The 24843-nt window shown below is 63.8% G+C and carries 20 protein-coding genes, 2 tRNA genes, 1 other RNA gene and 1 pseudogene; 9 read left to right on the top strand and 15 right to left on the bottom strand.

Translation table 11 applies throughout. The annotated features are described in order from the left end of the window. Positions 1-5 precede the first annotated feature (5 nt). Both mfd and ACGHJ7_RS01115 read right to left on the bottom strand, forming a co-directional pair. Positions 6-3500 carry a transcription-repair coupling factor gene (gene mfd, locus ACGHJ7_RS01110; RefSeq protein WP_390473865.1) on the bottom strand — a complete coding sequence of 1165 codons (3495 nt, stop codon included), beginning with the start codon at positions 3498-3500 and terminating at the stop codon, positions 6-8. Between the two features lie 65 nt (positions 3501-3565). Continuing rightward, positions 3566-3844, bottom strand: a complete 279-nt coding sequence (locus ACGHJ7_RS01115; protein ID WP_390473866.1) for a succinate dehydrogenase assembly factor 2 — start codon at positions 3842-3844, stop codon at positions 3566-3568. 57 nt (positions 3845-3901) lie between these two features. Between ACGHJ7_RS01115 and recG the strand changes: the two genes are divergently transcribed. Next, entirely contained in the window at positions 3902-5965 is a 2064-nt protein-coding gene (gene recG, locus ACGHJ7_RS01120) for an ATP-dependent DNA helicase RecG (protein WP_390473868.1), read from the top strand. Positions 5966-5983: 18 nt separating this feature from the next. Here the strand turns inward: recG and ACGHJ7_RS01125 are convergent, their stop codons facing one another. Then, entirely contained in the window at positions 5984-6457 is a 474-nt protein-coding gene (locus ACGHJ7_RS01125) for a low molecular weight protein-tyrosine-phosphatase (protein WP_390473870.1), read from the bottom strand. Positions 6458-6531: 74 nt separating this feature from the next. Here ACGHJ7_RS01125 and ACGHJ7_RS01130 point away from each other — a divergent pair, with 74 nt between their 5' ends. Then, on the top strand, positions 6532-8283 hold the full coding sequence (locus ACGHJ7_RS01130; protein WP_390473871.1) for a DUF885 domain-containing protein: 1752 nt from the start codon (positions 6532-6534) through the stop codon (positions 8281-8283). A 20-nt stretch (positions 8284-8303) separates the two neighbouring features. Here the strand turns inward: ACGHJ7_RS01130 and ACGHJ7_RS01135 are convergent, their stop codons facing one another. The 5 genes from ACGHJ7_RS01135 to ACGHJ7_RS01155 all read right to left on the bottom strand — a co-directional run bounded on the left by ACGHJ7_RS01135 (position 8304) and on the right by ACGHJ7_RS01155 (position 12236). After that, on the bottom strand, positions 8304-8450 hold the full coding sequence (locus ACGHJ7_RS01135; protein ID WP_390473873.1) for an entericidin A/B family lipoprotein: 147 nt from the start codon (positions 8448-8450) through the stop codon (positions 8304-8306). A gap of 57 nt (positions 8451-8507) precedes the next feature. Continuing rightward, entirely contained in the window at positions 8508-9863 is a 1356-nt protein-coding gene (locus tag ACGHJ7_RS01140; RefSeq protein ID WP_390473875.1) for an ABC1 kinase family protein, read from the bottom strand. A gap of 13 nt (positions 9864-9876) precedes the next feature. Continuing rightward, positions 9877-10878: a GDP-L-fucose synthase family protein gene (locus tag ACGHJ7_RS01145; protein WP_390473877.1), complete on the bottom strand. Its 1002-nt coding sequence runs from the start codon at positions 10876-10878 to the stop codon at positions 9877-9879. Beyond that, positions 10878-11942, bottom strand: coding sequence for a GDP-mannose 4,6-dehydratase (gene gmd / locus ACGHJ7_RS01150; RefSeq protein ID WP_390473879.1), 1065 nt, complete (start codon positions 11940-11942; stop codon positions 10878-10880). Before gmd ends, ACGHJ7_RS01145 begins: the two co-directional genes overlap by 1 nt. A gap of 217 nt (positions 11943-12159) precedes the next feature. Continuing rightward, positions 12160-12236 (bottom strand) — tRNA-Pro (locus tag ACGHJ7_RS01155). Between the two features lie 113 nt (positions 12237-12349). Between ACGHJ7_RS01155 and thyA the strand changes: the two genes are divergently transcribed. The 4 genes from thyA to ACGHJ7_RS01175 all read left to right on the top strand — a co-directional run bounded on the left by thyA (position 12350) and on the right by ACGHJ7_RS01175 (position 17113). After that, entirely contained in the window at positions 12350-13297 is a 948-nt protein-coding gene (thyA, locus tag ACGHJ7_RS01160) for a thymidylate synthase (RefSeq protein WP_390473881.1), read from the top strand. Positions 13298-13404: 107 nt separating this feature from the next. Then, positions 13405-14721, top strand: coding sequence for a 3-methyl-2-oxobutanoate dehydrogenase (2-methylpropanoyl-transferring) subunit alpha (locus ACGHJ7_RS01165; RefSeq protein ID WP_390473883.1), 1317 nt, complete (start codon positions 13405-13407; stop codon positions 14719-14721). Further along, complete coding sequence (locus ACGHJ7_RS01170; protein ID WP_390473885.1) at positions 14721-15794, top strand: alpha-ketoacid dehydrogenase subunit beta; 1074 nt, start codon at positions 14721-14723, stop codon at positions 15792-15794. The genes ACGHJ7_RS01165 and ACGHJ7_RS01170 overlap by 1 nt, the downstream gene beginning before the upstream one ends. Positions 15795-15799: 5 nt before the next feature. After that, positions 15800-17113, top strand: coding sequence for a dihydrolipoamide acetyltransferase family protein (locus tag ACGHJ7_RS01175; RefSeq protein WP_390473887.1), 1314 nt, complete (start codon positions 15800-15802; stop codon positions 17111-17113). Between the two features lie 3 nt (positions 17114-17116). Here ACGHJ7_RS01175 and ACGHJ7_RS01180 read toward each other — a convergent pair whose 3' ends face one another. Next, complete coding sequence (locus ACGHJ7_RS01180; protein ID WP_390473889.1) at positions 17117-17560, bottom strand: hypothetical protein; 444 nt, start codon at positions 17558-17560, stop codon at positions 17117-17119. A 188-nt stretch (positions 17561-17748) separates the two neighbouring features. On the opposite strand from ACGHJ7_RS01180, the gene ACGHJ7_RS01185 reads away from it, so the two are divergent. Continuing rightward, positions 17749-17825, top strand: a tRNA-Asp gene (locus ACGHJ7_RS01185). 197 nt (positions 17826-18022) lie between these two features. After that, complete coding sequence (locus ACGHJ7_RS01190; RefSeq protein ID WP_390473891.1) at positions 18023-19000, top strand: NAD(P)H-dependent flavin oxidoreductase; 978 nt, start codon at positions 18023-18025, stop codon at positions 18998-19000. 66 nt (positions 19001-19066) lie between these two features. Here ACGHJ7_RS01190 and ACGHJ7_RS01195 read toward each other — a convergent pair. From ACGHJ7_RS01195 to ACGHJ7_RS01220, 6 genes and pseudogenes are all read right to left on the bottom strand, one after another. Further along, positions 19067-20569, bottom strand: a pseudogene (locus tag ACGHJ7_RS01195) (MFS transporter). Positions 20570-20605: 36 nt separating this feature from the next. After that, positions 20606-20821, bottom strand: coding sequence for a DUF2842 domain-containing protein (locus ACGHJ7_RS01200; RefSeq protein ID WP_390473893.1), 216 nt, complete (start codon positions 20819-20821; stop codon positions 20606-20608). Further along, positions 20818-21405 carry a 5-formyltetrahydrofolate cyclo-ligase gene (locus ACGHJ7_RS01205; RefSeq protein ID WP_390473895.1) on the bottom strand — a complete coding sequence of 196 codons (588 nt, stop codon included), beginning with the start codon at positions 21403-21405 and terminating at the stop codon, positions 20818-20820. The genes ACGHJ7_RS01200 and ACGHJ7_RS01205 overlap by 4 nt, the downstream gene beginning before the upstream one ends. 67 nt (positions 21406-21472) lie before the next feature. Then, a non-coding RNA gene (gene ssrS, locus ACGHJ7_RS01210) (6S RNA) lies at positions 21473-21665 on the bottom strand. A 32-nt stretch (positions 21666-21697) separates the two neighbouring features. Beyond that, entirely contained in the window at positions 21698-22354 is a 657-nt protein-coding gene (zapA, locus tag ACGHJ7_RS01215) for a cell division protein ZapA (RefSeq protein WP_390473897.1), read from the bottom strand. Further along, the gene (locus ACGHJ7_RS01220) at positions 22351-22608 is read right to left on the bottom strand and encodes a hypothetical protein (protein WP_390473898.1); all 258 of its coding nucleotides are present in this window, start codon (positions 22606-22608) and stop codon (positions 22351-22353) included. Before ACGHJ7_RS01220 ends, zapA begins: the two co-directional genes overlap by 4 nt. Positions 22609-22820: 212 nt before the next feature. Between ACGHJ7_RS01220 and tkt the strand changes: the two genes are divergently transcribed. Next, positions 22821-24833, top strand: a complete 2013-nt coding sequence (tkt, locus tag ACGHJ7_RS01225) for a transketolase (protein WP_390473900.1) — start codon at positions 22821-22823, stop codon at positions 24831-24833. The last annotated feature ends 10 nt before the right edge of the window (positions 24834-24843 follow it).

The following is a 24843-nucleotide window of genomic DNA, read 5'->3' on the forward strand; positions in this document are numbered from 1 at the left end:
TACGGTCAGGCCGCGGTTTTTTCAGACGCCTTGCGCTTCTTGCGGGCGATCCCGCTCAGGCCCTTCGTCAACTGGAACAGGCCGTTCAGGCGGCTCTGCGGATCGCCCCATGCACGGTTGATCACCAGCTTCATGTCGGGACGCAGCTTCGCCGTGCCCTTCAGGCGATCGACATAGGCGATGAGCCCCGGCCCGTCGGGGAAGTTGTCCTCGTGGAACGTGACCAGCGTGCCGCGCGCGCCGACATCGATCTTCGCAATGTTCGCCTCGATCGCCTGATGCTTGATTTCCAGCAGGCGGACGAGGTTCCGTGTCGCATCGGGGAGGGGGCCGAACCGGTCGATCATCTCTGCTGCCATACTCTCGATCTCGGCCTTGTCCTGCGCCTGGTTCAGGCGGCGATAGAGCGCCATGCGCACGGCAAGGTCCGGGACGTAGTCTTCCGGGATCATGATAGGGGCATCGACGGTGATCTGCGGGCTGAGGTCGCGCGTGTCCTTCTCCAGCCCGGCTTCGCCGGCCTTGGCCGCCAGGATCGCGTCTTCCAGCATCGACTGGTAAAGTTCGAACCCGACTTCCCGGATATGGCCGGATTGCTCGTCCCCGACCAGATTGCCGGCGCCGCGTATGTCCAGATCGTGGCTGGCAAGCTGGAACCCTGCGCCCAGGGAGTCGAGATCGCCGAGCACCTTCAGGCGTTTCTCCGCCACTTCCGACAGCTGCATGTCCTGCGCATAGGTCAGGTAGGCGTAGGCGCGCAGCTTGGCCCGTCCGACGCGGCCGCGCAGCTGGTAAAGCTGGGCCAGCCCGAAGCGGTCTGCGCGGTGGATGATGATCGTGTTGGCGCTGGGAATATCAAGCCCGCTTTCGACGATGGTCGTCGAGAGGAGGATGTCGTATTTCTTCTCGTAGAACGCGCTCATGCGTTCTTCGACCTCGCTTGCCCCCATCTGGCCATGGGCCGTCACGACCTTCACCTCGGGCACGGTTTCTCGCAGCCATTCCTCCAGCGGCTCCATGTCCGAAATGCGCGGTACCACGATGAAGCTTTGCCCGCCGCGATGATGTTCGCGCAGCAAGGCCTCGCGCATGACCATGTCGTCCCATTCCATGACGTAGGTCCGCACCGCGAGACGGTCGACCGGCGGCGTCTGGATGGTGCTGAGTTCGCGCAGGCCGGTCATGGCCATTTGCAGCGTCCGCGGGATGGGCGTGGCGGTCAGGGTCAGCATGTGCACGTCGGCGCGCAGCTGCTTCAGTTTCTCCTTGTGGGTCACGCCGAAGCGCTGCTCCTCGTCGACGATGACGAGGCCGAGGTTCTTGAAGCTGGTCGACTTGGACAGGATAGCGTGTGTGCCCACGACGATGTCGATGTCGCCGCTCGCGAGGCCCTCACGCGTGTCCTTCATCTCGGCCGAAGGGACGAGGCGCGACAGGCGGCCGACTTTCAGCGGGAAGCCGGCAAACCGGTCCGAGAAATTCTGGAAATGCTGGCGCGCCAGCAGCGTGGTCGGGGCGACCACGGCGACCTGCTGGCCGTTCATCGCAGCAACGAAGGCAGCCCTCAGCGCGACCTCGGTCTTCCCGAACCCGACATCGCCGCAAACGAGGCGGTCCATCGGGCGCCCGCTCTCCAGGTCCCGCAGGACGTCGGCAATCGCGCGTTCCTGGTCGTCCGTTTCTTCCCATGGGAAGCGGTCGAGGAACTGGTTGTAACCGGCCTCCTCGACTTCCAGCACCGGCGCCTTGCGCAGGGCGCGGGCGGCGGCGGTCTTCATCAGTTCGCCGGCAATCGCCTGGATGCGTTCGCGCAGCTTTGCGCGGCGGCGCTGCCATGCCTCGCCGCCCAGGCGGTCCAGTTGTACCGCCTGTTCGCTGCTTCCGTATCGGGTCAGGACGTCGATATTCTCGACCGGAATATAGAGTTTGTCGCCGCCGGCATATTCCAGCATCACGCAATCGTGCTGGCTCTTGCCTGCGGCAATGGGTTCCAGCCCCAAATACTTGCCGATGCCGTGCTCCACATGGACCACCAGGTCGCCGCGGTTCAGGGCCTGCAATTCGGCAAGGAAGGCGTCGCTGTCCTTGCGCTTCTTCTTGCGGCGCACCAGCCGGTCGCCGAGCATGTCCTGCTCCGTCAGCAGGTGCATCTCGTCATTGGCGAAGCCGGTTTCGATCGGAAGCACCACGGCGACAGGCTTGCCCTTGGCGGATTTGCCCAGCGCATCCTGCCAGCTTTCCGCAAGCAGCGTTTCCGATCCCGCCTCCGACAGAATGGAAGCGATGCGGCTGCGGGACCCTTCCGAATAGGTGGCGAGGATCGGCCGTTTCCCAGCCTTGGTCAGGCTGGCGAGATGTTTGGATACGGCCTCGTACACATTGTCGCCGCGCGCCCGTTCCGGTGCGAAATCCCGGGCGGAGGTAAAGCCGAAATCGACGACGGCATCGCTTTCGGGTTCGGCGAAGATGACGCTGCGATGGACCGGTGTTTTGACGAGCGCCTGCTGCCACTCGTTCGCTGCGAGATACAGCGCCCCTGTCTCCAGCGGGCGATAGCCGCCCTTGGCCTGTCCCGTCGCATTGGTCCGGGATTCGCGATAATCGGCAATGTCGGAAAGACGCTCGTCGCCTGCCTGCAGCACCGCATTGTCCGCGACGACGGTATCGTCGTCTCCAAGATGATCGAACAGCGTGACCAGACGTTCCTCGAACAGGGGGAGCCAATGCTCCATGCCCGCCTGGCGGCGACCTTCGCTAACAGCCTCGTAGAGCTGGTCCTGCGTGGCGGCGGCGCCGAATTTCTCGCGATACCGGCTTCGGAAACGCTTGATACTCTCGTCATCGAGCAACGCTTCGCTGGCCGGCAGCAGCAGGAAGCTGTCGAGCGTTCCCGTGGTGCGCTGCGTCGCGGGGTCGAACAGGCGCAGCGATTCCAGTTCATCACCGAAGAAGTCGAGCCGCAAGCCCTGGTCTAGGCCCGAGGGGAAGATGTCGACGATCGAGCCGCGCATTGCGTATTCGCCGTGATCGACCACCGTGTCGGACCGGGTGTAGCCCTGCTTGCGCAGGAGTGCGGACAGGGTTTCATGACCGATTTCGAAGCCGGGCTTCAGCTCCCGCACGCTTTCCCGGATCCGGAAAGGAGTGAGCACGCGTTGCAGGACCGCATTTACGGTCGTGACGAGCAATTGCGAGCCGACCTTGCCGCGCTGCAGGCTATGCAGGGTGGCGAGCCGCTGGGCGCTTATCGAGAGCGCAGGGCTCGCGCGGTCGTAGGGCAGGCAGTCCCATGCCGGGAATTCCAGCACTTCCAGTTCCGGCGCGAAGAACCGCGCCGCATCGGCGACGGACCGCATGGCCGCTTCGTCGGGCGCGATGAAGACGCCGCGCCCCGTTGCCGCGCGCGCCATGTCCGCCATGACCAGCGGCTGCGCCCCGCGGGCCACGCTGGCAAGCGTGAGCGGCTTGTCAGCCTTCAGGATGCGGGAGAGGTCGGGCATTCTCTGGCCTTAGCGTCGCAAGGGGCAGGGCGTTCCCGTGCCGCGATGTTTTGCGCTGATTCTTCTCAGCGGGGAATATCCACGTAGTCGAGCTTGCGCATGGTATTCATCAGCGTGCCGGCAAATTCGGCAGGTATGGCCTGCGTGCCGAGCGCCCAAGCCATGATATCCACATCGTCCTCATCCAGCAGCCGCTCGAACCAGCGAAGTTCCGCTTCCTCCCATGTGGAGGAATACCGGTCGAGGAAACCGCCGATCATGAAATCCGCTTCGCGTGTGCCGCGGTGCCATGCGCGAAACCGCGCGCGGGCGAGCCGACCTTCGAAAGAGAGTGCTTCAGGCATGGATGGGCGGTTAGGCCACTCGAAATCGGCGTGCAAGCGGCTATAGGTCCGTGTCAGATGCGCACCGAGATTCTCAATCCCCTGTTTGCCGAGATAGCGACGCTGGACGGCGTCGGCCCCAAGCTGATGAAACCGCTCGGGCGTCTCGGCCTGAACCGGGTGCGGGACGTAGCCTACCACCTGCCCGAACGTTTCGTGACCCGCCGCGCGGTGCAGAACGTGGACGAGGCCGGCGAGGGTGAGCAGATCGTGGTCCAGCTAACGGCGACGGAGCACCGCCCGCCGCGTAATCCGGGGCGGGGCCCATACCGCGTGCTTGCGCAGGACAGTGCGGGCAATATCATCGCCATCACCTATTTCGGGCGCGCGTCCTATACCGGCAAGAAATTGCTGCCTGTCGGTGAGCCGCGCTGGGTAGCCGGAAGGCTCGACCGGTATGGCGACATGCTGCAGATCGTCCATCCCGACCACGTGGTCGAGGATGGCGGCGAAACGCTGAAGCGTTTGTGCGAACCCGTCTATGCCCTCGCGGAAGGTTTGACCCAGCCCAAGGTTGCGGGCCTCGCCTCCCAATCCTTGGCCAAGCTGCCGGGCCTTCCCGAATGGATCGATCCCGCCCTGTTCGAGAAAGAGGGCTGGCCGGACTGGGCCGATGCGCTGAAACTGGCGCACAAGGGAGAGAACGCGAAGGCGCGGGAGCGTCTTGCTTACGACGAGTTACTTGCCAACAGCCTCGCCCTGATGCTGGTCAGGGCCGATAACCGGCAGCGCCGGGGGCGCGCACTGGTCGGCGACGGTTCGCTGCTGGGGAAGCTGCAACTGCCCTTTCCGCTGACGGGCGCGCAGGATCGGTCCGTGCGGGAAATCACCGGCGACATGGCGCAGGCGACACCCATGCTGCGCCTGCTGCAGGGCGATGTCGGCGCGGGCAAGACCGTCGTCGCGCTGGAAGCGATGCTGGTGGCGGTGGAGGCAGGGGCGCAGGCTGCCTTGCTCGCTCCGACGGAAATCCTCGCTCGCCAGCATTTCGAGACGCTGCGGGCAATGGCACGTCCCACGGGGGTGGAGATCGCCCTGCTGACTGGCCGGGACAAGGGCAAGGCACGTACCAGCATCCTGATGGGTCTGCTCGACGGCAGCATCGACATGGTCGTTGGAACCCATGCGATTTTCCAGGACAGCGTCGGGTACAGGGATCTGGGCCTTGTCGTGATCGACGAACAGCACCGCTTCGGCGTTGCCCAGCGATTGATGCTGGCAAGCAAGGGCCGCGTCACGCCGCACACGCTGGCGATGACGGCAACCCCGATCCCCCGCACGCTGACGCTGGCCCAGTACGGCGAGATGGAAGTCAGCAGGCTCGACGAATTGCCTCCGGGCAGGCAGGCAATCGATACGCGGGTGTTTCCGCAGGCGCGGATGGACGAGGTGGTGGACGGCATCGCGCGGCATATCGCGGGCGGGCAGCAGGCCTATTGGGTGTGCCCGATGGTCCGCGACAGCGAGACGGTGGACATTGCTGCAGCCGAGGCGCGCTATGCGGGGCTGAAGGAACGGTTCGGCGACGATGTCGTGCTGGTCCACGGGCAGCTGGCATCCGAAGAGAAGGACGCGGCCATGACCCGCTTCGCCAGCGGCGAGGCAAAGCTGCTGGTGGCGACGACAGTGATCGAGGTTGGTGTCGACGTGCCGTCGTCCACGTTGATGGTCATCGAACAGGCAGAGCGTTTCGGCCTCGCACAGCTTCACCAGCTGAGGGGGCGCGTTGGGCGTGGCAGCGAGAAATCGGTCTGCCTGCTGCTGCGCGGCGAGACCCTGTCGGAAACGGGCAAGAAACGCCTCGCCCTGATGCGCGAGACGCAGGACGGATTTCGTATCGCGGAAGAGGACCTGGAACTGAGGGGAGGGGGCGAGCTTCTCGGCACGCGACAGTCCGGTGATACCCCGTTCCGCATTGCCACGCTGGAGCAGATCCAGAAATGGCTGCCGGTCGCACATGACGATGCCCGCATCCTGGTAGAGCGGGACGGGGGGCTGGCGAGCGACAGGGGACAGGCGGCCCGCACGCTCCTCTACCTGATGGAGCGCGATTACGGCGTGCAGCTCCTGCGCGGCGGTTAGGCAATCGGCGCGAGGCCGTCAGGCGCGGTCGGTAAACCTCTCGACCAGCGCCTTTGCCGCCATGTCCACATCCTCCCACGTATCGCGAAAGTTTTCTTCGCCGCCGTAATACGGATCGGCAACGGCCGCGCCTTCCCGGCCCGGAACGGCATCCATCAGCAGGCCCACGCGGGCGGTCGCGTCGGGCGGGGCAAGCCGTTGCAGGTTTTCGAGATTGGAATGGTCGAGAGCGAGGATATGGGTGAAGCGCATGAAGTCGCGCATGAGCACCTGCCGCCCCTTGTAGTTCGCAATGTCGATACCGTGGCGCGCCGCCTCGGCGATACTGCGTTCGTCCGGCGGCGAACCGACATGGTAATCGGCAGTGCCGGCACTGTCCGCATCGGCGCACAGCCCCGCTTCGGCGGCGCGCCTGCGAAAGGCAGCCTCCGCCAGCGGGGAGCGGCAGATATTGCCGAGGCATACGAACAGGACGGAGGGGCGTGGTTCCATGGTTCCAGCGATACTGGACCAGACCCCTTGCGCGCAATAGGACGGTAACGAACGAACACGAGAGGATACCGATCATGCGCAGTTTCATCGCAGCCTTGGCCATAAGCACCGCGCTGATTTCGCCGGCCCATGCCGGACCGGCCGAGGATTACACAGACCTCCGCGAGGAAATCTGGCAGGCAACCCTCGATTCCTCGCCCCAGCTCGCAACCAGCGTCGGCGACCGGCGCGGCGACGGAAAGCTGGGCGATCTGTCGCTGGAGGAATATGATCGGCAGGTGGCGGAGAACCGGGCGTTTCTGGACCGGCTGAATGCCATCGACGAAAGCGCTCTGCCCGAAGACCTGCGGATCGATTACGCGATCCTGAAACGCAGCTTCGAAGACAATATCGAAGGGGCGGCTTTCGACCAGAACCGCTATGTCATCTTCACCAACAGGGGCGGCTGGTTCACGTGGTTCGCATCGCTCCCCTACCGCTCGCCCCTGTTCACCGCGGAGGATTACGAAAGCTACGTCTCGCGGCTGGAAGCCTTTGCCGCGGTCAATGCGGACGGCATCGCGCGCAGCCGGGAAGCGGTGACGCGCGGCCTGACGCAGCCCTGCGGCCCGATGGAGGGACTGGAGGACCGCATATCCCAGCAGATCGTGGACGATTACACGCAGTCCCCGTTCTGGAGCCCGTTCGCGGAAAAGCCTTCCACCATCGGCGATGACGAATGGGAGGCTCTCAAGGACCGTGCGAGCGTCGCGCTGGAAGAGGCGGTCTTCCCGTCCTACCGCGACTTCCGCGATTTCTATGTCGAGGAATACCTGCCCGAATGCCGCACCGGTACGCCGGGCATCCTGGCGACGCCGGGCGGCGAGGATTACTACGCCTACCGCGTACGCAGTTTCACGACCACCGACATGACGCCTGACGAGGTGCACGAGCTCGGCCTGTCGGAAGTTGCACGCATTCGGTCCGAAATGGCGGAGGTGGCAGCCAGCGCCGGCTTCGACAGCCGCGAGGCCTATATCGAGCACCTGCGCACCGACCCGCAATATTACATGACCGACGCGGACGAATATGTCCGATACGTGCAGGCGCTGGCGAAGGAGATCGACGGCTGGATGCCGAAGCTGTTCGGCACGCTGCCCCGCCAGCCCTATACCGTCTCGCCGATCCCCGCTGCGCAGGCGCCGGGCAACACGACCGCCTATTACGAATCCGGCTCGCTCGATACCGGGGCTGCCGGCATCTACCGGATCAATACGACCGAGCTCGACCAGCGTCCGCTGTGGGAACTGCCCGCCCTGGGCGTGCACGAAGCCGTGCCCGGCCATCACCACCAGATCGCGCTGCAGCAGGAGCTCGACATCCATCCGCTGCGGGCCAACGGCACGTTCTTCACTGCCTTCGTCGAGGGTTGGGGCCTTTATTCGGAACGTCTCGGAATCGAGATGGGGCTATACGACACGCCGGCGAAGGAGATGGGCCGGCTGAGCTACGAGATGTGGCGTGCAGCGCGGCTGGTCGTCGATACCGGCATCCATGCGAAGGGCTGGAGCAAGCAGGAGGCGGTCGACTTCATGCTCGACAATACCGCGCTCAGCCCCGGCAATATCGATGCCGAGGTCAATCGCTACATCACATGGCCGGGACAGGCGCTCGCCTACAAGATCGGCGAACTCAAGATCCGCGAACTACGCACCCGCGCCGAAGAAGCGCTCGGTTCGGATTTCGACCTGCGATCGTTCCACGATGCCGTTCTGGAAAACGGATCGGTCCCGCTCAGCGTGCTCGATGCGCATATCGATCGCTGGATCGCATCGCAGCAAAACTGAGCGCAGCCCGGTGGCCGTGCCTAGATGGCGCGGTCACCTGCTTCGCCGACGGATTCGATATCCCGGCCAAGGCCCTTGACCGTGTTGCAGGCGGTCAGCGTCACGACCGCTGCGCCGAGCGCGAGCGCGGCAACAGTCTTGCGAGCGAAATTTGTCTTGGAATGCATGGGTCGGATCCTTGGATAGCTTGTGCTGCGCGGTAGCGCGCGCGCCTGACCGGCAGATTAATCGCCGCCGTCCGTCTTCGCCAGCGTCTCCTCCACGACGCGCCTGACATTGACCCTGGCGCCCAGCCGCGCACCCAGCAGGGCCGTGCCGCTGACCTTGCGTTGCACGAACAGCGTTTCGGCGGGAGGCAGGTGCCAGGTCTGACGGTCTTTCGCTATTTCCATGCCTTCGTCCCTCAGCAGCGGTACGAAGGAGCGATCGCCGAAGTCGAACGGCGCATCCTCGCTCATCTCGCCGACAATGACCGCGATCATGCGTTCGACGCGCTCGGGATGCCGTTCGATGACCGCAGGGCTCATGAAGCCGGCAGCGATGGCCTCCGCCTTGATCTTGTTCGAATCCCCGGCGAGCCCTGCCTCCAATAGCCTGCGATAGGCGCGTCCCACATCCGGGGCGACAGCGCGGGTCGCACCGAAGTCGAGCAGGACGACCTGTCCCGCCTCCCCGTCATCTGCGCGCCGGTACCGGAAATTGGCGAAGTTGGGATCGGTCTGCATGACGCCGAATTCGAACAGTTCGCGCGCGACGAGGCGAATGCAGCGCTCGAACACGATGTCGCGAAGGTCCTGTGGCTCCGACGCGAGGCTTTCTATCGGGATGCCGTCCTCGAAGCTCATCGCCAGGATGCGGTCCCGCGTCAGTTCCTCGTCCAGTTCCGGTACGACAAACCCGTCAGTCCCGGCCAGAAGCCGGGCATAAAGCTGCATCTGTTCGCCCTCGCGGCGGTAATCCGCTTCCTCGTGCAACTGCTCCTTCGCCGCGGTAAGCAGCGGAGCGATGTCCAGTTCCTTCGGCAGCAGTCCCGATAATTTGAGCAGGCTGGCGACATTGTCGACATCGCTGTCGATGCTCTGCGCGACGCCGGGATATTGCACCTTGATGGCCAGCATACGGCCGTCGCGCGTCAGGGCCCGGTGAACCTGCCCGATACTGGCCGCGGCAATCGGCCTCGGCTCGAACCGGCGGAACATCGTGCGCCAGTCCTTGCCCCATTCCTGCGCCAGGACGGTGTCGAGCTGGCGCGGAGGCATAAAATTGGCGCGGTCGCGCAACGTGGCGAGAATATCGGCAAGCTCCGGCGGAAGCATGTCGCCCGCATCCATGCTGATCATCTGGCCCAGCTTCATGGCGGCGCCGCGAAGATGCGACAGCCGGTCCGCCAGCCGCGCGGCGTTCCCCGGGGTCAGCAGCAGGTCTTCCATCCGGGGTCGCTGGCCGGATGCAAGTTGCCGCGCCCCTTGCCCGATGACCGAGCCGGCCACACCGCCGGCCAGCCTGCCGAATCCGGCAAGACGGGCTATGCGCCCGCTGGGCACGGCGCGGTGGCGGTCTGTGTCTTCACGATTGGCCAATGGGCGGGGTCTCCTATGCCGGGGAAATCGTCCGGCAGCGCGGCCGTTCCAAGTTCTCGGAGGAAAAGGACGCTTCGCGCGCGGTGTCCTCGTTCGCGAGAAACCACTGATAGGTCGTCGCAAGCCCGTCGCGAATTTCGATCTGCGGGGTCCAGCCCATCGCCTTCAGCCGATCGGCCGCCATGAGCTTACGCGGGGTCCCGTCGGGCTTTGTTTCGTCCCGAACGATCGTCCCTTCAAAGCCGACGACATCGCAGATCAGCGTTGCGAGATCGTAGATCGGCAAATCCTCGCCCGACCCGATATTCACGTGCTCCTCGCCGCTATAGCCCTGCAGCAGGTGAACGCATGCACTGGCGCAGTCATCGACATGCAGGAATTCGCGGCGCGGAGTGCCCGTCCCCCAGATCGTGATAGTGTCGGCGCCCGAAACCTTCGCCTCGTGCGCCTTTCGCATCAAAGCGGGGATCACATGGCTCGATTCCAGGTCGAAATTGTCGCCCGGGCCGTACAGGTTCGTCGGCATTCCGGAGATGTAGTCGCGCCCATACTGCTTGCGATAGGCCTGGCACAGCTTGATGCCGGCAATTTTCGCTATGGCGTACCATTCGTTCGTCGGCTCGAGCGGGCCGGTCAGCAGCGCGCTTTCCTGGATCGGCTGTTCGGCAAACTTGGGATAGATGCAGGAGGAGCCGAGGAAAAGGAGCCGGTCGACCCCGGTGCGGTGCGCGCCTTCTATCAGGTTCGTCTCGATGACCAGGTTCTGGTAAAGGAAATCGGCCGGATAGGTGTCGTTCGCCATGATCCCGCCAACCTTGGCCGCAGCGACCACCACGGCATCGGGCCTGCGCTGCTCCATCCAGGCGAAAACTGCGCGCTGGTCCAGCAGGTCGAGTTCGTCGCGGGTCGCGGTGATGACCGTACAGTCATGCTTTTCCAGCTGCCGGACGATCGCGCTTCCCACCATGCCGCGATGGCCGGCGACATAAATCGTCTTCCCAGCAAGTTTGAACATCAGGCGCCCTTCTGGATCGGTGCGTCTGTCATCACGCCGAGATCGGCGCGGACCATCTCGCGGGCCAGTTCCTCCACGCTGGTCGAGTGCTTCCATCCCAGTTTCTCATGCGCCTTGGACGGATCGCCGATCAGCAGGTCGACCTCGGTAGGCCGGAAATAGCGCGGGTCCACTTCGACAAGCAGCCGGCCATCATCCGCGTCATAGCCTTTCTCGTCGACGCCTTCACCTTCCCAGCGCAGGGTCACGCCGGTCTCGGCAAACGCCATGTCGACGAAATGGCGGACGGTCACGGTTTCTCCGGTCGCCAGGACGTAATCGTCGGGTTCGTCCTGCTGCAGCATGCGCCACATGCCTTCGACATATTCCTTCGCATGGCCCCAGTCCCGCTTCGCATCGAGATTGCCCAGGTACAGCTTTTCCTGCCGGCCCAGCTTGATCGCGGCGGCTGCGCGCGTGATCTTGCGCGTCACGAAGGTTTCGCCGCGCAGCGGGCTTTCATGGTTGAACAGGATGCCGTTGGATGCGTGCATGCCGTAGGCTTCGCGGTAATTCACCGTGATCCAGTAGCCATAAAGCTTTGCCACACCATACGGGCTGCGCGGGTAGAACGGCGTCGTTTCCTTCTGCGGCACTTCCTGTACCAGTCCGTAAAGCTCGCTGGTCGATGCCTGGTAGAACCGGGTCTTTTCTTCCATGCCGAGGATGCGGATCGCCTCCAGCAGCCTGAGCGTGCCCACCGCGTCCGCATTGGCGGTATATTCCGGTGTCTCGAAACTGACCGCCACATGGCTTTGCGCAGCGAGATTGTAGACTTCATCGGGCCGGGTTTCCTGCATAATCCGGATGAGATTGGTGGAGTCGGTCAGATCGCCATAATGCAGATGAAGCCGGGGATCGTCCTCGTGAGGGTCCTGGTAGATGTCTTCGATACGACCGGTATTGAACGACGAGGATCGCCGTTTCACGCCGTGAACGTCGTACCCCTTTTCCAGCAACAACCGCGAAAGATACGCGCCGTCCTGTCCAGTGACACCAGTTATCAGGGCGGTTTTTCTGCTCACATCACTTCTCTTCGCAAAACGGCTTGGACGGTTCTGCAAAGGGGGTGAGGATTAGCAAGCCCAAGCGCAAGGTATGAATCGTCCTGGATTGGGATGAGGTATTCCGCGTTCGATGGGCGACGCTCCATACGAATGCAAACTAAAGCCGGAGCCTGTCATGCAGCGCTCGCAACGGCTCGGCAGGCGGTTCGCTTATATCGTTCGCAAAAAAATAAATTGGTCGGGGAGAGAGGATTCGAACCTCCGGCCCCTGCCTCCCGAAGACAGTGCTCTACCAGGCTGAGCTACTCCCCGACCGTGTCGGTCCCGTCCAGCGCGGTGGCTGTGCGGGTCGAGGCAAGGCGCGTGCCTATAGGTGGGGGCGTGCAGGGTGGCAAGCAGGCATTTTGCCGCTAAGGCATTTCGCGATGGAAAATCGCGCAGACCCGCACCCCGAACAGCAATATCTCGACCTCATGCGCCGCATCTGGCGCGAGGGAGACGAGCGGATCGATCGCACGGGCATCGGAACGCGCTCGATCTTCGGGACGCAATTGCGATTCGACCTGGGCGGCGGGGCCATGCCGCTGCTAACGACGAAGCGCGTCTACTGGAAGACCGCCACGCGCGAGATGTTGTGGTTCCTGACCGGGGAGACCAATATCCGGCCGCTGGTCCTGCAGGGCGTGAAGATCTGGAACGAGTGGCCCCATGCCCGCTACGTCCGTGAAACGGAGGACAGCATCGCACTCGATGACTTCGTGGCCCGTATTGCCGAAGACGAATCGTTCGCGCGTCGCTGGGGCGATCTTGGCCCTGTTTACGGAAAGCAATGGGTCGACTGGCCCACCTGGCGATATCGCAAGGACGGCCTCTACGAGCCGGGCGAGGGCATCAACCAGGTGACTCAGGTCGTTGCCTCGCTGAGGGAAAATCCCGGCAGTCGCCGCCACATCATCGAGGGCTGGAACGCCGCGGAGCTCGACCGGATGGCCCTGCCGCCGTGTCACAAGACCTACCAGTTCCATGTCGCCGGGCAGGGCGCCGATGCCCGACTGAACTGCCTGCTCTACCAGCGGAGCTGCGACGTAGCGCTGGGTCTGCCCTTCAACCTGTGGTCCGCAGCGCTGCTGCAACGGATGATGGCGCAGCAGACCGACCTGCTGCCGGGCGAACTGGTCTGGATGGGCGGGGACACGCATCTCTACCTCAATCACGCCGACCTGATCGAGGAACAGCTGGGGCGGGAACCGCAGGGTCGCCCGACGCTTGAGATTACGCGGCGTCCGGAAACGATATTCGACTATGCAATCGAGGATTTCGAGGTTCACGGCTACGCGCCGCACGGTCCGTTGAAGGCGCCGGTGGCCGTGTGATGCGCGGGTTTCGGCGGGGACCTTGACCGAAAGCTTCGCGCGAAATAAAAATACGCGCGATTGAAATTATGCGTCTGGCAATTCTGCCGGTCAGCGGGAGAGAACCTATGGCCGACAGGCCTGAAGCCGAAGCGGGAGCGGGGCATAACAAGCCCGCGCTGTCCCTGCACGTCCCCGAACCCAATTTCCGCCCCGGCGATACCGTCGACTACAGCCATCTGAAGATTCCCGATGCGGGCCAGCAGATGCGCCCGGACGAGGCCTGCGATGCGATGGAAACCGCGCCGCTGGCACATGACCTGATCCGGGTGCTGGGCGATGACGACCAGGCGCACGGCCCGTGGGATCCGAAGCTTTCGCCGGACACCCTGCGCGAAATGATGCGGCATTTCGCCCTCGTGCGTGCTTTCGATGAGCGGATGTTCCGCGGCCAGCGTCAGGGCAAGACCAGCTTCTACATGAAGTGTACCGGCGAAGAGGCAACCAGCGTCGCCACCGCCATGGCGCTCGCCAGCGATGACATGGTATTCCCCAGCTATCGCCAGCAGGGCGTCCTGATCGCGCGCGATTACCCGCTGATCGAGATGATCAACCAGATCTACTCGAATAAGGGCGACAAGCTGAAGGGCCGCCAACTGCCGATCATGTATTCCAGCCGCGAGAAGAGCTTCTTCAGCATTTCCGGCAACCTCGCCACGCAGACGCCGCAGGCGGTGGGCTGGGCAATGGCCAGTGCGATCAAGGGCGACAGCCGCATCGCCGCGACCTGGGTCGGCGAAGGCAGCACGGCAGAGGGGGACTTCCATTCCGCCTGCACATTCGCGACCGTCTACAACGCGCCGGTCATCCTGAACGTCATTAACAACCAGTGGGCGATCTCGAGCTTCAGCGGGTTCGCCGGCGGCGAGCGCACGACCTTTGCCGCGCGCGGCCTCGGCTATGGCCTCGCCAGCCTGCGGGTCGACGGAAACGACCCGCTTGCCTGCTATGCGGCCGAGAAATGGGCCGCCGACCGGGCGCGCTCCAATGCCGGGCCGACGCTCATCGAATTCTTCACCTACCGTGCGGAGGGGCATTCGACCTCCGACGATCCGAGCGGCTATCGCAGCGCGCAGGAACGCGAGGAATGGCCGCTGGGTGATCCGATCAACCGGCTGAAGAAGCACCTGATAGCCATCGGCGAATGGGACGAGGAACGGCAGGAGGCGCTAGACGCCGAATGCGTCGACCTGGTTAAGAAGACGACCAAGGAAGCCGAGAAGAACGGTATACTCGGCCACGGTCTCCACCACCCGTTCCGCACCATGTTCGAAGACGTGTTCGAGGAATTGCCCTGGCACCTGAAGGAACAGGCCGAACAGGCGATCCACGAGCGGGAGACCAAGTTTCCCGAAGGACTTCCGGCCAAGGGAGGGCAGGGCTGATGAGCGAGGCTGCAACCACCGAAGCGCCGCGTGACACGGCCCCGGCCGAAGCGGGCGCGGAACGCCGCCTCAACATGATCGAGGCGATCAACGAAGCGCTCGACATCATGCTGGAGCGGGACAAGGACACGGTCGTCTTCGGCGAGGATGTCGGCTATTTCGGCGGCGTTTTCCGCTGCACGGCCGGCTTGCAGGAGAAACACGGCAAGACGCGTGTGTTCGATACGCCCATCAACGAATGCGGCATCATTGGCGTGGCAGTCGGCATGGGCGCCTACGGCCTGCGGCCGATCCCGGAAATCCAGTTTGCCGATTACATCTATCCCGGGCTCGACCAGCTCATTAGCGAAGCGGCGCGGCTGCGCTATCGCTCGGCGGCGGAATATATCGCCCCGCTGACTGTTCGCAGCCCCTTCGGTGGCGGCATTTTCGGTGGGCAGACCCACAGCCAGAGCCCCGAATCGCTGTTTACCCACGTATCCGGCCTGAAGACGGTCATCCCGTCGACGCCGTATGATGCAAAGGGCCTGCTGATCAGCGCGATCGAGGATAACGACCCGGTCATCTTCTTCGAGCCGAAGCGTATCTATAACGGGCCCTTCAGCGGCTATTACGACAAGCCTGTCGAGCCGTGGAAGAAGCACGCGCAAAGCGTCGTTCCCGAAGGGTATTACAAGATCCCGCTCGGCAAGGCACGGCAGGTTACGCAAGGCGAGCAACTGACCGTGCTGGCTTACGGAACGATGGTCCACGTGGCCGAGGCCGTGTGCCGCGAGAAGGGCGTGGAGGCCGACATTCTCGACCTGCGTACCATGGTCCCGCTCGACATCGAGGCGATCGAGGCTTCGGTGAAACGCACGGGCCGCTGTATGATCGTGCATGAGGCGACCCGCACATCGGGTTTCGGCGCGGAGCTTTCGGCTCTGGTGCAGGAACGCTGCTTCTACCATCTCGAGGCCCCGATCGAGCGCGTGACCGGTTTCGACACGCCCTATCCGCATAGCCTCGAATGGGCCTATTTCCCCGGTCCCGTCCGTATCGGCGAGGCCATCGACAAGATCCTGAAGGACTGACCGCCATGGCGAAATTCATCTTCAACATGCCCGATGTGGGCGAAGGCGTGGCCGAGGCGGAAATCGTCGAATGGCACGTGAAGGTCGGCGACACCGTGTCCGAAGACCAGCACCTGGTCGACGTGATGACCGACAAGGCGACGATCGACATCGAAAGCCCTGTCGATGGCAAGGTGATCGAAGTCGCTGGCGAGGTGGGCGACATCATCGCCGTCGGCTCCATGCTGATCACGGTCGAAGTCGAAGGCGAAGTGCCCGATCAGGACGATGGCGAGGAGCAATGGGACAATGCCGGGGATCCGGCTCCGGCCCCAGCGCCGAAGGATGAAGAGGTCGAGGAGCGGATCGAGGTCGAGACCTCAGATCCCTCGGACGCCGACGATGCCATGGCGGCCGACCCGCAGCCGGCCCCTAAACAGGAAACTGCTCCTGCGCCTGAGCCATCTCCCGCATCGAAGGTCCTCGCGACCCCGGCCGTGCGCAAACGCGCGAAGGAGCTGGGAATCGACCTGGGGCAGGTCAAACCTGCCGAGGATGGCCGCGTGCGTCATGGCGATCTCGACCAGTTCCTGACCTATAATTCCGGCTATTCCGCCGCCACTCCGGCGCGCGAGGACGAGGAGAGGAAGGTCATCGGCATGCGGCGGAAGATCGCCGAGAACATGGCCGCATCGAAGCGCAACATCCCGCATTTCTCCTATGTCGAGGAAGTGGACGTGACCGATCTCGAGGAAATGCGCGCGCAGCTTAACGCCAATCGCGGCGAGAAGCCAAAGCTGACGATACTTCCGCTGCTCATCACGGCCATCTGCAAGACGTTGCCCGATTTCCCGATGATCAATGCCCGCTATGACGATGAGGCAGGCGTTGTGACGCGTCACGGTGCCGTGCACATGGGGATGGCGGCGCAGACCGATGCCGGGCTGATGGTGCCGGTGCTGAAGAATGCGCAGGCGAAGAACGTCTGGCAGCTGGCGAACGAGATTTCCCGGCTCGCAGAGGCCGCTCGCACAGGGAAGGCGACGAAGGACGAACTGACCGGCGGCACGCTGACGGTCACATCGCTGGGCCCGCTTGGCGGGATTGCCACAACGCCCGTTATCAATCGCCCCGAAGTCGCGATCATCGGTCCGAACAAGATCGTCGAGCGCCCGATGTATGTCGGCGACGGGCAGGGCGGCGAGCGGATCGAGAAACGCAAGCTGATGAATATCTCGATCAGCTGCGATCACCGTGTGGTCGATGGCTGGGACGCGGCAAGCTTCGTCCAGGCGCTGAAGAAGCTGCTGGAAACGCCGGTCCTGATCGTTTCGAACTAGGCGCTACCGAACGACGGCAGCGAAACTGACGGTCCCGCTGCCCAGCGCGGCTTCGGCATCACTGACATACCAGCGCAGGTGCGTGACGTCCTCGGGTATTGCGCGCCTGTCGCCTGCGCGCAGCTCCTCCAGCCGGCCCCAGCTCTTGCCGCCGTCGATCGACACGCGCGCGTCGCGGCCGCCGCTGCGGCGGAAGGCGAGATCGCGTGGCAGCTTGCTGGAGACGACGAAATCGCGGTCGCGTCCCGGCGCCTTCCAGTGCAGCATGAGGACTACGCGGTCGCCCTTTTGCAAGGTGGTGGCCGGTTGCAATGCACGCACGGCCTGACCGCCGCGCATTTCCGCCTGTTCGACGAAGACGGAACGCTTGATGGCCACGGTGCCCTGGGCGGCGACTGCCGATGCTGCGAGCAATGCCAGCGAACCGGCGATATAAAATCGGCGCATGAATTTCCCCCGAAACAGGCCGGCAGGGAGGTGTCCGACCGGCCGGGAGGGGAGTGACGGCAAAGCGCCAAGATATGGTTAATTTCCGCTCAATCGGAAAAGGTTCATTTTTCCCGCAGACAGCGATTGACAGCCACGGGAGGCTGGCCTAATTGCGCCGCTCCCAAGAGGCGCTGCCGCTTGAATGCGCGGGTGTAGCTCAGTTGGTTAGAGTATCGGCCTGTCACGCCGAGGGTCGCGGGTTCGAGTCCCGTCACTCGCGCCACTTGGGACTTTTCTTCTGAAAATGATGACGAGAGACGGGTGCCCCTGGCACCTGTCGCCCGTCTGCGTGCCACGCCTGGGCGATAGTTTTCATTTCCCCCGCCAAGACGTTTCGATTTGAAATCGATGATTGAGCTTTGCGCGCGGCTCGGCAAGGGTTCGCCCCGGATTCGATAAACCGGGAAGGAACCTGCAATCATGAAAACCGCCATCACCGAAATGTTCGGCATTCAGCACCCCATCATCCAGGGCGGAATGCACTATGTCGGATTTGCCGAAATGGCAGCGGCGGTTTCCAATGCCGGGGGCCTCGGCATCATCACCGGCCTGACGCAGGGCACACCGGAGAAGCTGGCGAACGAAATCGCCAAGTGCCGCGACATGACGGACAAACCCTTCGGCGTGAACCTGACGCTGCTTCCCACCCTGACTCCGCCCGATTACCCCGGCCTGGTGAAAGCCATCATCGAAGGCGGGGTGAAGGTCGTCGAGACCGCCGGACGCAACCCTTCCGAACTGCTTCCGCCGCTGAAGGATGCGGGGATCAAGGTCATCCACAAATGCACCAGCGTGCGCCACTCGCTGAAAGCGCAGGATATCGGCTGCGACGCGGTGTCGGTCGACGGCTTCGAATGCGGCGGCCATCCAGGCGAGGACGATGTGCCGAATTTCATCCTCCTGCCGCGGGCGGCCGATGAACTCGATATCCCCTTCGTATCGAGCGGCGGCATGGCCGACGGACGCAGCCTCGTCGCCAGCCTCGCCATGGGTGCGGAAGGCATGAACATGGGCACGCGATTCATCGCGACGAAGGAAGCGCCGGTGCACGAGAACGTGAAGAAGGCCATCGTCGCGGCGAGCGAGCTGGACACCCGGCTCGTCATGCGGCCCCTCCGCAACACGGAGCGCGTCATGACGAACGAAGCTGTCGAGCGCCTGCTGGAGAAGGAAAAGCGCCTTGGCGACGACATCAAGTTCGAGGACATCATCGAGGAGGTCGCGGGCGTCTATCCCAAGATCATGATGGAAGGCGACATGGACAAGGGCGCATGGAGCTGCGGCATGGTGGCCGGCCTGATCAACGACATTCCCACCTGCCAGGAACTGATCGACGGAATCATGCAGCAGGCGGAAGATATCCTCTCGCGCATGAACGGCCTCGCCAAGGCAGGCTGATTGCGGCGACGCGCCGGGCGGCAGAAGACGTGCGGTGCAGGATGCCAGTCCGGCACCCGCACCGCGTCAGCCGCCCCGGCGTTCCTGCAGGCGGCGAAGGTTCGCCTCGTGCGTCGCTTCGTCGATGCGATAGCGTGACACGGCCCCCAGCATTCCCATCCAGAGGATGAACAGCGCCGGGGCGTAGAGTGCGCCCAGCGTGAACAGCTTGTCCTCTGCGACGCTGGACGGGTCCGCGCCGTCGGGAATGGCCACGGCCGACAGGATCAGGCCGCCGATCAGCGCTCCGATGCCGACCACGGTTTTGCGGGTGAAGGTGATGGCGGAATAATACACGCCTTCCGACCGCCTGCCGGTCCGCAATTCCCCGCCTTCCACCAGGTCGGCGACCATCGAGTAGATGACGATCTGCGCGGCGATGACCAGCGCCATGTCTATGACGTAGATAACCGCGACCGTGGGGAAGAGGGCGGGGTCGCCGTTCTCGGGCAGAAGTCCCGCCAGCCTGAGCGCGACGATCCCCGGAAGGACGGTGAAGGCGACGATCCCCAGCCGGATCACCGCGCGCTTCTTGCCCCAGACACGCACCGCCAGCGGGGCGAGCAGGAAAGCGACCAGCACGGACAGGAATACGAACGCCGTCAGCAGGAACCGCTCGCCCTCGTCGAAGCCCCAGAAATAGGTCCACATGATGAAGGTTAGCGAAGTGGACACGCCGGTTGCGGTCGATCCCAGCACGGCGGTCCAGAAAATCGCCAGGAAGCTCTTGTCGGCGAGCGATTCGTAGATTTCGCGGAAGATTTCCCGGATGCTCAGGCGTCGATCCCGCACCGGAGGGTCGCGGAAATTGGCGATTTCTCTGTGCGTGCCGATACCGCTGATAACGATGCTTAGGAACATCAGGATCGAAGCGACGAAACCGTAGGTGGAATAGGCATCGCGGTTGAGGATGCCGTCACCGAATTCCTCCGTCGGCACCAGCCATACGCCGAACATCAGCGCTGCCAGGGACGCACCGCCCAGCTAGCCGAAGAAGACCCGGTACGCCTCCAGCCGCGTACGCTCCCGGTAATTGGACGAGAGTTCGGGCAGCATGGCGGAACTGGGCGTCTGGTAGAAGGTGATGGCCGTTCGGATGATGATCGCCACCACCAGCAGGTAGGCGAACAGCTGGGCGTCGCTCCACCCGTCGGGCGGATTCCAGAGGAACCAGAAACTGACCGCACAGGGCAGGGCAGAAGCGTAGATGAAAGGGTGACGGCGTCCCCATCGGGAGCGGAAATTGTCGGACCAGTATCCTACCAGCGGATCGCTCAGCGCATCGACGAACAGGGCGATGAAAATGGCAAGGCCGACGAGGCCGGGCTCCAGTCCGACGACCGTGCCGTAGAACAGCAGCAGGAAATAGTTGAAACCCCCGTCCTTCACCCCGAACGCCACCGCGCCGAGCCCGAAGGATATGCTGGTTCGCCATGACGGCCTGTCGGAAGGGTCTCCTCCAGCGCCGTTGGCAGCTTTGGTTATGTCCTGTTCGGAAGGTCGATTTGACAGACAGCTTCCCCTCTCCACTTTCCATGGAGTACCGCAAGGAAGCGCCGAGTCAATTCAACGCGGCCTGCCCGCTTCCATCCAGACCAGCAGGCGCCGCAGCGGCAACAGCCAGACGAGACCGAAGAAGAGATAGACGACCGTCTGCAGCACGGCATGCCAGTCCCCGACCACTTCCGGCACGTACCGGGCGACGACGAGCGCATAGACGATCAGGCCGAGTATCAGACCCAATATGCCCACGGGCACCCGCCAGGTCGGTTCGTCACTCATGCGTTTTCCCTCGCGAAGGGCCCATGGAAACGAGTGGGGGTTACGATCGCAGCCATCAGCCGGTCGTGTGGTTCTGTGGGCAGGGTGCCGGCCTGCTGCACATCCCACGCCATGCCGATGGGCAGCACATCCGGGTGGCCCGCCAGCCAGCGATCGTAATGACCGCCGCCCTGACCCAGCCGCGCCCCGTCATCCGTGAACGCGACAAGGGGAACGAACAGGGCATCGGGTACGACCGTTTCCGCGTCCGCTGCCGGTTGCCGGATGCCGAACGGGCCTTCGACCAGCGCGTCCTCCTGATACGGATCGGCGAAGGTCGCGAAGTGCATCGCTTCCGCTCCGCCTGCGAAACGCGGGAGGGCGAGGGGATGGCCCTGCTCGTGGAAATATCTGGCGTAGCCCATGGTGGGCGCTTCGGCATCGGTCGCTGCGTAAACACCGATGGTCGCGCCTGCCGGGATCATCGCGGTCAGCGGCGCAGGCGGGCGATGGAACAGCAGCGCCCTGATCCGGTCCGGCTGCGCGGCGACATGGTCGCGCCGTTCCTGCCGGAAGCGTTCTCTCAAGACCGTCTTCGCTTCCACGTTGGTTCCTTGCTTTGAAGATTGCGCCGTGCAGATTGCCGCATATCGCCGCCGGGGCGAAAGGGGTGGCGGAACCACCATGGGTCGTTTGCCGGGAAATCCTCTGACGCCTAAACGTCAGGTGGGTGCCGTATACCCCGGTTCCCGGGTTCCGCTCGCGAAGCGAACGCAGGGGCCCATGTTCCAGGGTAGGGACAGCTCCCTAGGATTGCTTATAGCCTCAGGGATATTCCAATCGGGCTCGTGCCGGGCAGTTCCGCCGCGTCCTATTTAGGAAACGATCCTGCCGACCTCAAGCGCCGCGCGCTTCCAGCTTGTCGGCGGTTTCTTCCAGCAATTGGGCAAACCTCTCCAGTGCCGGGGGAAGATCGGCCTCGTCCTGTCCGGACGGCGCTCCGCCAAGGGCCTGCCTCAGGGTATCTTCCGGCGGTGTGCGAGATCTTGCCTCCTGCGCTTCGGCACGTTGCTGTTCGAGATCCGCAATCCGGGCGCGCAGCGTGTTTTCCTCTGCTTCCCAGCCCAGCTCCTTCTCGCGCAGGTCGGTCAATTCCTGGCGAATGCCGGCCGTTTCTTCCGAAGCGCTCTGCTGGGCCGACTGCATCCGGCCCAGTTCCTCCTCCAGTTCGGCAATCTTCGCCTTCAACTGGTCTCGCTGGCCGAGGGCGGTATCGGCGTCTCGCTGGCGGTCCTGCATTTCGGCGCGATAGGCATCGAACGAGTCGGCGATGACTTTCTTGTCCGCGTTCGCCATCCGGGTCGCCTTGCGCGCCTCGTGCAGTTCGTCGGCCAGCTGGAGCGATGCGAACAGCAGGTTCTGCGCGAATTGCGGGGCCATGGGCTGGAATTTTTCGTCGATCGCCGCGCCCAGTGCCTGGACGTGCTCTTCCTGCCCCTCGGGACAGGAGATCGAGAAGGACTGTCCGCCAACGCGCAGTTCGATCGTTGTCATTGCTCGAATTTCCCGACCAGTTCATCGATCCGGCGGATCTGGCCCGCGATTTCCTCGCGCAGGGCCTCGTGCCGGACGACCAGTTGCGAGACGGATGGTGGCACTTCCGTGGCGTCGGTAGCGGGCGGCGAAGCCATGCTGTCGGTTTCGGCCTGCGTGCGGACCTGCGCGGGAAGGGCTTCAGCCACCCGCGCGATGCGCGCCAGCGCGGCCTCGATCCGCTGGATGGCCTGTTCGGTGCGATTATCGTCCATGGTGCGCGCGAATTTATCGCCTGATGGCAGGAAGGGCAAAGGGTTGCCGCCTCCTGTTGATAAAATGCCCGAAGATGGGCTTCCCGGCCTTGCTAGCAACTGCCTGACCTCGCTGTGCCTTGACCTCGGGCGGGTGCGCGGCAATGGCTTCGCGACAAGGACGAATCGCGCCCGCTGCGAGGCGCGGACCTGATGCAGGAGCTGCCCTTCCGATGAGCCCCCATTCCGCCGGGTTTGATACCGCCCGCCTCGTTCCCATGGCGAATGCCATCCGCGCGCTGTCCATGGATGCCGTGCAGGCTGCCAATTCGGGGCATCCCGGCATGCCGATGGGCATGGCCGACGTGGCCGCGGTGTTGTGGTCGAAGTTCCTGAAATTCGATCCCTCCACGCCCGACTGGGCCGACCGCGACCGTTTCGTGCTGAGCGCAGGTCACGGCTCGATGCTGATCTACAGCCTGCTCCACCTTTCGGGCTATGCCGCGCCGACGATGGAGGACATCCGCAATTTCCGCCAGCTGGGAAGCCCGTGTGCCGGACATCCGGAGAACTTCCTTCTGCCAGGCGTGGAAGCGACGACCGGCCCGCTGGGGCAGGGCGTGGCGATGGCCGTCGGCATGGCGATGGCGGAGCGGCACCTGAACGCCGAATTCGGCGATGACCTCGTCGATCACAAGACTTGGGTCATCGCCGGCGACGGCTGCCTGATGGAAGGCATCAACCACGAGGCGATCGGCCTGGCGGGTCACCTGAAGCTGGGCCGCCTGAACGTATTGTGGGACGACAACAACATCACGATCGACGGGGCGGCAGATCTGTCGACCAGCGAGAACATCCTCGCCCGTTACGAGGCGACGGGTTGGCATACCGTCCGCTGCGACGGACATGATTTCAAGGACATAGAGCGCGCTCTTGCCGAGGCGGAGGAGAGCGAGCGTCCCTCCATCGTCGCCTGCCGCACCGTGATCGGCCGCGGCGCTCCGAACAAGCAGGGGACCAGCGCTACCCATGGCGCGCCGCTGGGGCCGGAAGAAATCGCAGCCGCCCGGGAGACGCTGGGCTGGGAACACGATCCCTTCGTCGTGCCGGACGATATCCTGGGCGACTGGTCCGAAACGGCGAAATACGGCCGTGATGCACACGCCGCATGGGCGGGCCGCCTATCGGATTCCGGGCGCAAGGCGGATTTCGAGAACCGGATGGCTTCGGTCGCCGATCTGGCCGGCCCCGCGCTCGAGGAGCATATCGCGGCGCTGGCAAAGGAACCGCAGAAGGTCGCCACCCGCAAGGCATCGGAAATGGCGCTGGGCCCGCTGACGGCGAAGATCCCGCACCTGGTCGGCGGTTCGGCCGACCTGACCGGCTCCAACAATACCAAGACCGCGAGCACAGCGCCGTTCACCGCCGACAATTACGATGGCCGCTATGTCTATTACGGCATCCGCGAGTTTGGTATGGCTGCAGCCATGAACGGCATGATGCTGCATGGCGGCATCGTACCGTACGGCGGTACGTTCCTGATTTTCAGCGATTATTGCCGCAATGCGATCCGCCTGTCGGCCCTGCAGCAGGTGGGGGCCGTCTATGTCCTGACGCATGATTCCATTGGCCTTGGCGAAGATGGCCCGACCCACCAGCCGATCGAGCAGGTGATGAGCCTGCGCCTGATCCCCAATCTCAATGTCTACCGTCCCTGCGATACGATCGAGACGGCGGAATGCTGGGCGCTGGCCCTGCAAACGCCCGAAACGCCTTCCGTCCTCGCGCTATCCCGCCAGGGCCTGCCGCAGCTGCGCGGCGAGGGCGACGAGGACTGGTCGGCTGCGAACAACCGCAGCGCGAAGGGCGCCTATCGGCTCCGCGAAGCCGGTGCGGCGCGCAAGGTCGTCATCGTCGCAACCGGTTCCGAAGTCGCGCTGGCGATGGAATGTGCCGAGCGGCTCGAGGCGGATGGGACCGGCTGCGATGTCGTATCGATGCCTTGCATGGACCTGTTCGAACAGCAGGACGATGCCTACCGCACTGACCTGCTGCCGGAGGATGCGCTGATCGTCTCGATCGAGGCGGGCAGCACGCTGGGCTGGGAACGCTATACCGGGCGCAGCGGCCTCAATATCGGTCTCGACCGGTTCGGGGCGAGTGCGCCGGCGGGCGATCTGTTCGAGAAATTCGGCTTTACCGCGGACACCATCGTTCCGCAGATCACCAACAAACTCAACGCTTAAGCAGGAGCTT

Source organism: Altererythrobacter sp. MTPC7, from assembly GCF_042851395.1.
In the GTDB taxonomy this organism is placed as follows: Bacteria; Pseudomonadota; Alphaproteobacteria; order Sphingomonadales; family Sphingomonadaceae; genus CAJXSN01.

Bases quoted from the DNA above. Each gene is read 5' to 3' on its own strand.
- ACGHJ7_RS01115 (WP_390473866.1), bottom strand. From the start codon at position 3,844: ATGCCTGAAGCACTCTCTTTCGAAGGTCGGCTCGCCCGCGCGCGGTTT.
- ACGHJ7_RS01200 (WP_390473893.1), bottom strand. From the start codon at position 20,821: ATGAGTGACGAACCGACCTGGCGGGTGCCCGTGGGCATATTGGGTCTG.
- ACGHJ7_RS01130 (WP_390473871.1), top strand. From the start codon at position 6,532: ATGCGCAGTTTCATCGCAGCCTTGGCCATAAGCACCGCGCTGATTTCG.
- ACGHJ7_RS01125 (WP_390473870.1), bottom strand. From the start codon at position 6,457: ATGGAACCACGCCCCTCCGTCCTGTTCGTATGCCTCGGCAATATCTGC.
- mfd (WP_390473865.1), bottom strand. From the start codon at position 3,500: ATGCCCGACCTCTCCCGCATCCTGAAGGCTGACAAGCCGCTCACGCTT.
- ACGHJ7_RS01165 (WP_390473883.1), top strand. From the start codon at position 13,405: ATGGCCGACAGGCCTGAAGCCGAAGCGGGAGCGGGGCATAACAAGCCC.
- ACGHJ7_RS01180 (WP_390473889.1), bottom strand. From the start codon at position 17,560: ATGCGCCGATTTTATATCGCCGGTTCGCTGGCATTGCTCGCAGCATCG.
- tkt (WP_390473900.1), top strand. From the start codon at position 22,821: ATGAGCCCCCATTCCGCCGGGTTTGATACCGCCCGCCTCGTTCCCATG.
- ACGHJ7_RS01220 (WP_390473898.1), bottom strand. From the start codon at position 22,608: ATGGACGATAATCGCACCGAACAGGCCATCCAGCGGATCGAGGCCGCG.
- ACGHJ7_RS01170 (WP_390473885.1), top strand. From the start codon at position 14,721: ATGAGCGAGGCTGCAACCACCGAAGCGCCGCGTGACACGGCCCCGGCC.
- ACGHJ7_RS01145 (WP_390473877.1), bottom strand. From the start codon at position 10,878: ATGTTCAAACTTGCTGGGAAGACGATTTATGTCGCCGGCCATCGCGGC.
- ACGHJ7_RS01135 (WP_390473873.1), bottom strand. From the start codon at position 8,450: ATGCATTCCAAGACAAATTTCGCTCGCAAGACTGTTGCCGCGCTCGCG.
- thyA (WP_390473881.1), top strand. From the start codon at position 12,350: ATGGAAAATCGCGCAGACCCGCACCCCGAACAGCAATATCTCGACCTC.
- ACGHJ7_RS01190 (WP_390473891.1), top strand. From the start codon at position 18,023: ATGAAAACCGCCATCACCGAAATGTTCGGCATTCAGCACCCCATCATC.
- zapA (WP_390473897.1), bottom strand. From the start codon at position 22,354: ATGACAACGATCGAACTGCGCGTTGGCGGACAGTCCTTCTCGATCTCC.
- ACGHJ7_RS01175 (WP_390473887.1), top strand. From the start codon at position 15,800: ATGGCGAAATTCATCTTCAACATGCCCGATGTGGGCGAAGGCGTGGCC.
- recG (WP_390473868.1), top strand. From the start codon at position 3,902: ATGCGCACCGAGATTCTCAATCCCCTGTTTGCCGAGATAGCGACGCTG.